Origin of the sequence: Micromonospora sp. URMC 106, assembly GCF_051386395.1 — a bacterium.
In the GTDB taxonomy this organism is placed as follows: Bacteria; Actinomycetota; Actinomycetes; order Mycobacteriales; family Micromonosporaceae; genus Micromonospora.
The window spans coordinates 1-6,393 of sequence record NZ_JBPQTP010000189.1; the positions used below are offsets into that span (position 1 = coordinate 1).

The 6,393-nt window shown below is 69.5% G+C and carries 6 protein-coding genes and 1 tRNA gene; 1 reads left to right on the plus strand and 6 read right to left on the minus strand.

Annotated features, from left to right (window positions below; genetic code table 11):
- The first annotated feature begins 570 nt into the window (after positions 1-570).
- Entirely contained in the window at positions 571-798 is a 228-nt protein-coding gene (locus ACSNOB_RS31165; RefSeq protein ID WP_436690937.1) for a hypothetical protein, read from the plus strand.
- Positions 799-801: 3 nt separating this feature from the next.
- Here the strand turns inward: ACSNOB_RS31165 and ACSNOB_RS31170 are convergent, their stop codons facing one another.
- From ACSNOB_RS31170 to ACSNOB_RS31195, 6 genes are all read right to left on the minus strand, one after another.
- Complete coding sequence (locus ACSNOB_RS31170; RefSeq protein ID WP_393110583.1) at positions 802-1,599, minus strand: carbon-nitrogen hydrolase family protein; 798 nt, start codon at positions 1,597-1,599, stop codon at positions 802-804.
- A gap of 154 nt (positions 1,600-1,753) precedes the next feature.
- Complete coding sequence (gene clpX / locus ACSNOB_RS31175) at positions 1,754-3,049, minus strand: ATP-dependent Clp protease ATP-binding subunit ClpX (protein WP_091103948.1); 1,296 nt, start codon at positions 3,047-3,049, stop codon at positions 1,754-1,756.
- 206 nt (positions 3,050-3,255) lie between these two features.
- Positions 3,256-3,918, minus strand: a complete 663-nt coding sequence (locus tag ACSNOB_RS31180; RefSeq protein WP_091103946.1) for an ATP-dependent Clp protease proteolytic subunit — start codon at positions 3,916-3,918, stop codon at positions 3,256-3,258.
- A gap of 10 nt (positions 3,919-3,928) precedes the next feature.
- Positions 3,929-4,570 carry a ClpP family protease gene (locus tag ACSNOB_RS31185; protein ID WP_393110581.1) on the minus strand — a complete coding sequence of 214 codons (642 nt, stop codon included), beginning with the start codon at positions 4,568-4,570 and terminating at the stop codon, positions 3,929-3,931.
- 168 nt (positions 4,571-4,738) lie between these two features.
- A complete protein-coding gene (gene tig / locus ACSNOB_RS31190) occupies positions 4,739-6,085 on the minus strand; it encodes a trigger factor (protein ID WP_393110579.1) in 1,347 nt (448 codons plus the stop codon).
- A gap of 136 nt (positions 6,086-6,221) precedes the next feature.
- A tRNA-Pro gene (locus tag ACSNOB_RS31195) sits at positions 6,222-6,295 on the minus strand.
- Between the last annotated feature and the right edge of the window lie 98 nt (positions 6,296-6,393).

The window sequence follows — 6,393 nt, forward strand, 5'->3', positions numbered from 1 at the left end:
GCCAGTCCGGGGTATAAATCAAATTGGCACTGGCTTATCAAGCACCCTGTTGAGTTCTCAAAGAACAACCACACACCAACCGAGCGTCCCACCGTGTGGAACCCCGCTTGGGGCAGCTTCTCTACCTTACTCGGTCCGTCTCGCGTGTCAACCTCGTGTCCGAGGTGATCACGATGAGGCGTTCCAGATCCACGAGGACGCACGCCGTGTGACGGCGGTCGTTGCTGTCGTGGGAAACCGCAGACCGGCCGATCGCCGCTGTGCGGCTCTCCGCCCGGCTCCTGCCGGCTTCAGAACTCTACCCGGTCGGCCTCGCGATCGCAACCCCGTGTCGGAGTGTCCTCGCACCGCCCGGTCCTCAGTCTCGCTCGGCGTCTCCGCCACGAGCCTGGCGCCCGCTCTCGGCCGGTTTGTCCGGCCTCCCGCGTGCAGAGAGAAAGTTACGCGGACCGCCCCGAGAAGGCAAATCGGCACCCGTCACTGCCCGCCCTCCGCCGGCGCGCGGTGGTCGCGCATTCGTGATGGCGACACACGGTCCGAACGCGGCTCCGCCGTGCCAGAGTGTCTGGCATGGATGACCTCCCCCGCCCCGGGCCGACGGTGCTCGCCGAGGACGCGCTGCTCGGGCTGCTGCTGCCGTTCTGGCAGTTGGTCATCGGCGCTTTCGTGCTCTTCGTCGTCCTGGTCTCGGTGGCCCGGCTGGCGCGGCGGGGGCGGTCCCGGATGACGACCGCCCTCCTGGTCACGGCCGCCGCGATCGCCGGCTTCGCCGTGGTTGGCGTACTCCTGCAGGAGTGAGGACTACAGGCGCCGGTTCGCCAGGCTCGGCAGCTCCGCCCGAATGGTCCGGAGCCGGTCGAGGTCGAGGTCGGCGACGGCCAGGCCCGGGCCGTCGGGCACCTGGGTGAGCACCGTCCCCCAGGGGTCGATCACCATGCTCCGCCCGAAGCAGGTCCGGCCCGGCTCGTGGTCGCCGGTCTGCCCCGCCGCGGCGACGAAGCACTGGTTCTCGATCGCCCGCGCCCGGAGCAGCACCTCCCAGTGGTCCCGCCCGGTGTGCAGCATGAAGGCCGCCGGCACCACCAGCAGGTGGGCGCCGCCCTCGGTGGCGAGCTGCCGGTACAGCTCCGGGAAGCGCAGGTCGTAGCAGATCGACAACCCGACGCGGAGCCCTTCGACGTCGACGACCACCGGCTGGTCGCCCGGCGCGACGGTGGCCGACTCCAGGTAGGAGACCCGGCCGGGGATTTCCACGTCGTACAGGTGGATCTTGCGATACGTGGCGGCCAGCGACCCGGAGCGGTCGAAGACCAGGGTGGTGTTCCAGGTGCGGGACGGGTCCGGCCCGCGCTCGTGGACCGATCCGGCGAGAACCCAGATGCCCAGCCGGCGCGCGACGGCGGCGAAGAACTGCCCCACCTCGCCGTCCACCGGCTCCGGCTCGGGCAGGCCGGCGGCGGGGCCGAGGTAGTCGACGTACTCCGGCAGGAGGGCGAGGTCCGCGCCGGCCCCGGCCGCCCGCTCCAGCAGGGCCTCCGCGGCCGCGAGGTTCGCCTTACGGTCGTCCCGGGCGTTCAGCTGGCAGACGGCGACGCGCATGGGGATCAGCGTACGACCGGAACGGGCCGCGACGACAGCGGCAGAGGTGGACCGGTCCCGCCTCCGCTGCCGTCGCGGGCCGACCGGGGCGCACCGGCCCCGGACACGCCGACCGCGCCCGACCTGGAACGGACGGGCGCGGTCGCGCGGTGGATCAGGCCGACTTCTCCTCGCGGTCACGCCGGGCGCGCCGGCCGGTGAACTCGCGCGGCACGATCGTCGGGTTGACGTTCTCCAGGACCACCTCGCGGGTGATCAGGACCCGCGCGGCGTCGGGGTTGCTCGGCACCTCGTACATCACGGAGAGCAGGACCTCCTCCATGATCGCGCGCAGGCCGCGGGCGCCGGTGCCGCGCAGCATCGCCTGGTCGGCGATCGCCTCCAGCGCCGGCGGCTCGAACTCCAGCTCGACGCCGTCGAGCTCGAAGAGGCGCTGGTACTGCCGGACGAGGGCGTTGCGCGGCTCGGTGAGGATGCGCACCAGTGCGGTGCGGTCGAGGCTGCGCACGTTCGTGATCACGGGGAGCCGGCCGATGAACTCGGGGATCAGCCCGAACTTCAGCATGTCCTCCGGCATGACCTGGCTGAAGATGTCGTCGGTCGACCGCTCACTGACCGACCGGAGCCGGGCGCCGAAGCCGGTGCCGCCGTGGCCCGTGCGGGCCTCGATGATCTGGTCGAGCCCGGCGAAGGCCCCACCGCAGATGAACAGCACGTTGGTGGTGTCGATCTGGATGAACTCCTGGTGCGGGTGCTTACGCCCGCCCTGCGGCGGCACGTTGGCCACCGTGCCTTCGAGCATCTTGAGCAGCGCCTGCTGGACGCCCTCGCCCGAGACGTCCCGGGTGATCGACGGATTTTCCGACTTGCGGGCGATCTTGTCGACCTCGTCGATGTAGATGATGCCGGTCTCGGCGCGCTTGATGTCGTAGTCGGCGGCCTGGATCAGCTTGAGGAGGATGTTCTCCACGTCCTCGCCGACGTAGCCCGCCTCGGTCAGCGCGGTGGCGTCGGCGATGGCGAACGGCACGTTCAGCATCCGCGCCAGGGTCTGCGCCAGGTGGGTCTTGCCGCACCCCGTCGGACCCAGCAGCAGGATGTTGGACTTGGCCAGCTCGACGGCGTCACCGCCGGAGCCCGGCGCGCCGGCCGCCTCGGCCTGGATCCGCTTGTAGTGGTTGTAGACCGCGACGGCGAGCGCCTTCTTGGCCTGGTCCTGCCCGACGACGTAGTTGTCGAGGAACTGGCAGATCTCCATCGGCTTGGGAAGCTCTTCCCACTTCACCTCGCCGGACTCGGCCAACTCCTCCTCGATGATCTCGTTACAGAGATCGATGCACTCGTCGCAGATGTAGACCCCTGGGCCCGCGATGAGCTTCTTGACCTGCTTCTGCGACTTGCCGCAGAAGGAGCATTTCAGTAGGTCGCCGCCGTCACCGATCCGTGCCACCTACGTTCTCCCTGCACTCATCGGCCGGAGACCCGGCCCTGACCTGCGGACGGTACGCCGCCCGCCTCGTTCACCCCTGCCGGAGGACCGGCGGAGCGGTACAGACCCGACGTTACCCGCTGGCGGAGGTTTCTCCGACCCCCAAAACGGGTGTGTCAGACGGTCGGCCGGGAGCGGACTCCCGGCCGACCTCGACGCGAAACTGCTCAGCTGGCGGCGTTGGCCGCCAGCAGGCCCTTCTTGCGGCTGGTGAGGATGGTGTCCACCAGCCCGTACTCCCGGGACTCCTCGGCCGTCATGATCTTGTCGCGGTCGATGTCCTTGCGAACCTTGTCGATCGGCTGGTTGCAGTGCCGGGAGAGCATCTCCTCGAGCTGGGTCCGCATCCGCAGGATCTCCCGGGCCTGGATCTCGATGTCCGAGCCCTGCCCGTAGCCGCCCTCGGTGGCCGGCTGGTGGATGATGATCCGCGAGTTCGGCAGCGCCATGCGCTTGCCCGGGGTGCCGGCGGCCAGCAGGACGGCCGCGGCGCTCGCGGCCTGGCCCAGGCAGACCGTCTGGATGTCCGGCCGGACGTACTGCATGGTGTCGTAGATCGCCGTCATGGCGGTGAACGACCCACCCGGCGAGTTGATGTACATGATGATGTCGCGGTCCGGGTCGGTGCCCTCGAGCGTCAGCAGCTGCGCCATCACGTCGTTGGCCGACGCGTCGTCGACCTGGACGCCGAGGAAGATGATCCGGTCCTCGAAGAGCTTGTTGTAGGGGTTGGACTCCTTGACCCCGTACGACGTGCGCTCGACGAACGACGGCAGGACGTAGCGGTTGTGCACGGCCGCGAACTGCGGCGGCAGGCTCAGGTCGGTCATCGTCAGCTCCTCAGCTCAGGGTCCCGGCGCCTTCCGGAACCTGCGTGGCTCCGGTGATCACCTTGTCGATGAAGCCGTAGTCCATGGCCTCCTGGGCGGTGAACCAGCGGTCGCGGTCGGAATCGGCCTCGATCTGCGCCTGGCTCTGCCCGGTGTGGAAGGCGACCCGCTCCTGGAACATCCGCTTGGTGTAGAGCATCTGCTCCGCCTGGATGGCGATGTCGGACGCCGTGCCGCCCATGCCGCCCGACGGCTGGTGCATCATGATCCGCGCGTGCGGCAGGGCGTAGCGCTTGCCCTTGGTGCCGGCGCAGAGCAGCAGCTGGCCCATCGAGGCCGCCATGCCCATCGCCACGGTCGACACGTCGTTGTCGATGAACTGCATCGTGTCGTAGATCGCCATGCCGGAGTAGACCGAGCCACCCGGCGAGTTGATCCACAGGTTGATGTCGCGGTCCGGGTCCTCCGCGGCGAGCAGCAGGAGCTGCGCGCAGATGCGGTTGGCGACCTGGTCGGTCACCTCGCTGCCCAGGAAGATGATCCGCTCCTTGAGCAACCGGTTGTAGACCGAGTCATCGAGGTTGCCAATGTTGTCGCCACCGCGGGCCTCGATCGCCCGGAGCGGCATCGCTTGCATGTGCATGTCGGTCATGGCAGCCCTTCGCTCTCCGTACCGTCCTACCCGACACTAACCGCTCAGCCGGGCGGCAGAGTCCCGGTCCGGGCAGTGTTCGCTGACAGCGCAGCCCTGGAGACGTACCCGGAAAAGGGATCGGGCCGCCGTCCACCGCGAGCGGCGGACGGCGGCCTCACCCGACGATCAGTGCTCGTGGTTGTGCTCGGCCTCGTTCGCGGCGCGCAGGGCGTCGAGGGTCACCTCGTTGCCGGCCGAGTCCTTGATCTTGATGCGCTCCATGACCGAGGCCAGGGCCTTGCCGCGCCGCACGTCGCCGAAGACGGCGCCGGCCGCGCCGGAGCGGACCAGCTGGTCGTAGTACTGCTGCGGAGCCATCCCGGCGCGCTGCGCCCGGTGGACGATCTCGTGGCCGAACTCGTCGTCGCTGACCTGGACGTCCTCGGCGTCGGCGAGGGTGTCCAGCAGAAGCTGGATCTTGACGCCCTCGGTCGCCGCCTCGGTCAGCTCGGCGTCGATCTGCTCCTCGGTCTTCTCCTCGGCGGCGAGGTATTCCTCCAGGGAGGCCCCGATGCGCTCGAGCTGGTCGACCATCGCCTGCTTGCGGCTCTCGACCTCCTCGCGGACGACGCCCTCCGGCGCCGGCACCTCGGCGGCCGCGACGAGCTGCTCCAGGGCCTTGTCGCGGGCGGCGTAGATCTGCTCGACCCGCTTGCCCCGGGTGACCCGCTCGCGCAGGTCGCCGCGCAGCTCCTCGATGGTGTCGAACTCGCTCGCCATCTGGGCGAAGTCGTCGTCCAGCTCCGGCAGCTCCTTCTCCTTGACCGTGCGGACGGTCACCGCCACCTCGGCGTCCCGGCCGGCGAAGTCGCCGCCGACGAGCTGGGTGGTGAAGGTGGTGCTCTCGCCGGCCGCCAGGCCGACGACGGCCTCGTCCAGGCCCGGGAGGAGCTGCTTGCTGCCGACCTCGTGGGAGATGTTGCTCGCCTGGCCGCCCGGCACGTCCTCGCCGTCGACGGTCGCGTTCAGGTCGATCTGGACGTAGTCGCCCTCCTGGGCGGCCCGCTCGACGGTCTTCAGGGTGGCGAACCGCTCGCGCAGGCTCTTCACCTGCTCGTCGATCTCGCTGTCGTCGATCTGCAGCTCGTCGACGGTCACCTCGATGGTGGCCGGGTCCGGCAGGGTGATCTCCGGGCGGACGTCGACCTCGGCGGTGAAGTTCAGCGAGTCACCGTCGTTGAACTCGGTGATCTCGACCTCGGGACGGCCGAGCGTCTTCAGGTCGTGCTCGCGGACCGCGGCGAGGATGTTCTGCGGGATGGCCTCCTGGACCGCCTCGTTGAGGACGGTGCCCCGGCCGACCCGCTGGTCGATCACGGCGGCCGGAACCTTGCCCTTGCGGAAGCCGGGAACCTGGACCTGCTGCCCGATCTCCCGGTACGCCTTCTTGAGGCTCGGCTCGAGCTCGACGAACGGCACCTCGATGGCGAGCCGCACGCGCGTCGGGCTCAGAGTCTCGACGGTGCTCTTCACAGGCGTACTCCTTGACGGATCTCGTTTTGAGTCTGGGCGCAATTAGCCCATCGAGTGTAGGCGAGCCGGCCGGGCGCACCGGCAGCGGCCGGGGACCGCACGGAGGGCGACCCCGGCGACCGGCCGCGGACGACAGTCGGGGTGGCGGGATTTGAACCCACGGCCCCTCGCTCCCAAAGCGAGTGCGCTACCAAGCTGCGCCACACCCCGTGGCGACGAGCAGTCTATGCGGTCGCGCCCCGCGTGACGTGCCGGGGCGTCACCCAACGCGCCGAACGGGGACCAACCGGACACGGAGCCTCCCGCCC

Bases quoted from the DNA above. Each gene is read 5' to 3' on its own strand.
- ACSNOB_RS31165 (WP_436690937.1), top strand. From the start codon at position 571: ATGGATGACCTCCCCCGCCCCGGGCCGACGGTGCTCGCCGAGGACGCG.
- ACSNOB_RS31170 (WP_393110583.1), bottom strand. From the start codon at position 1,599: ATGCGCGTCGCCGTCTGCCAGCTGAACGCCCGGGACGACCGTAAGGCG.
- ACSNOB_RS31180 (WP_091103946.1), bottom strand. From the start codon at position 3,918: ATGACCGACCTGAGCCTGCCGCCGCAGTTCGCGGCCGTGCACAACCGC.
- ACSNOB_RS31185 (WP_393110581.1), bottom strand. From the start codon at position 4,570: ATGACCGACATGCACATGCAAGCGATGCCGCTCCGGGCGATCGAGGCC.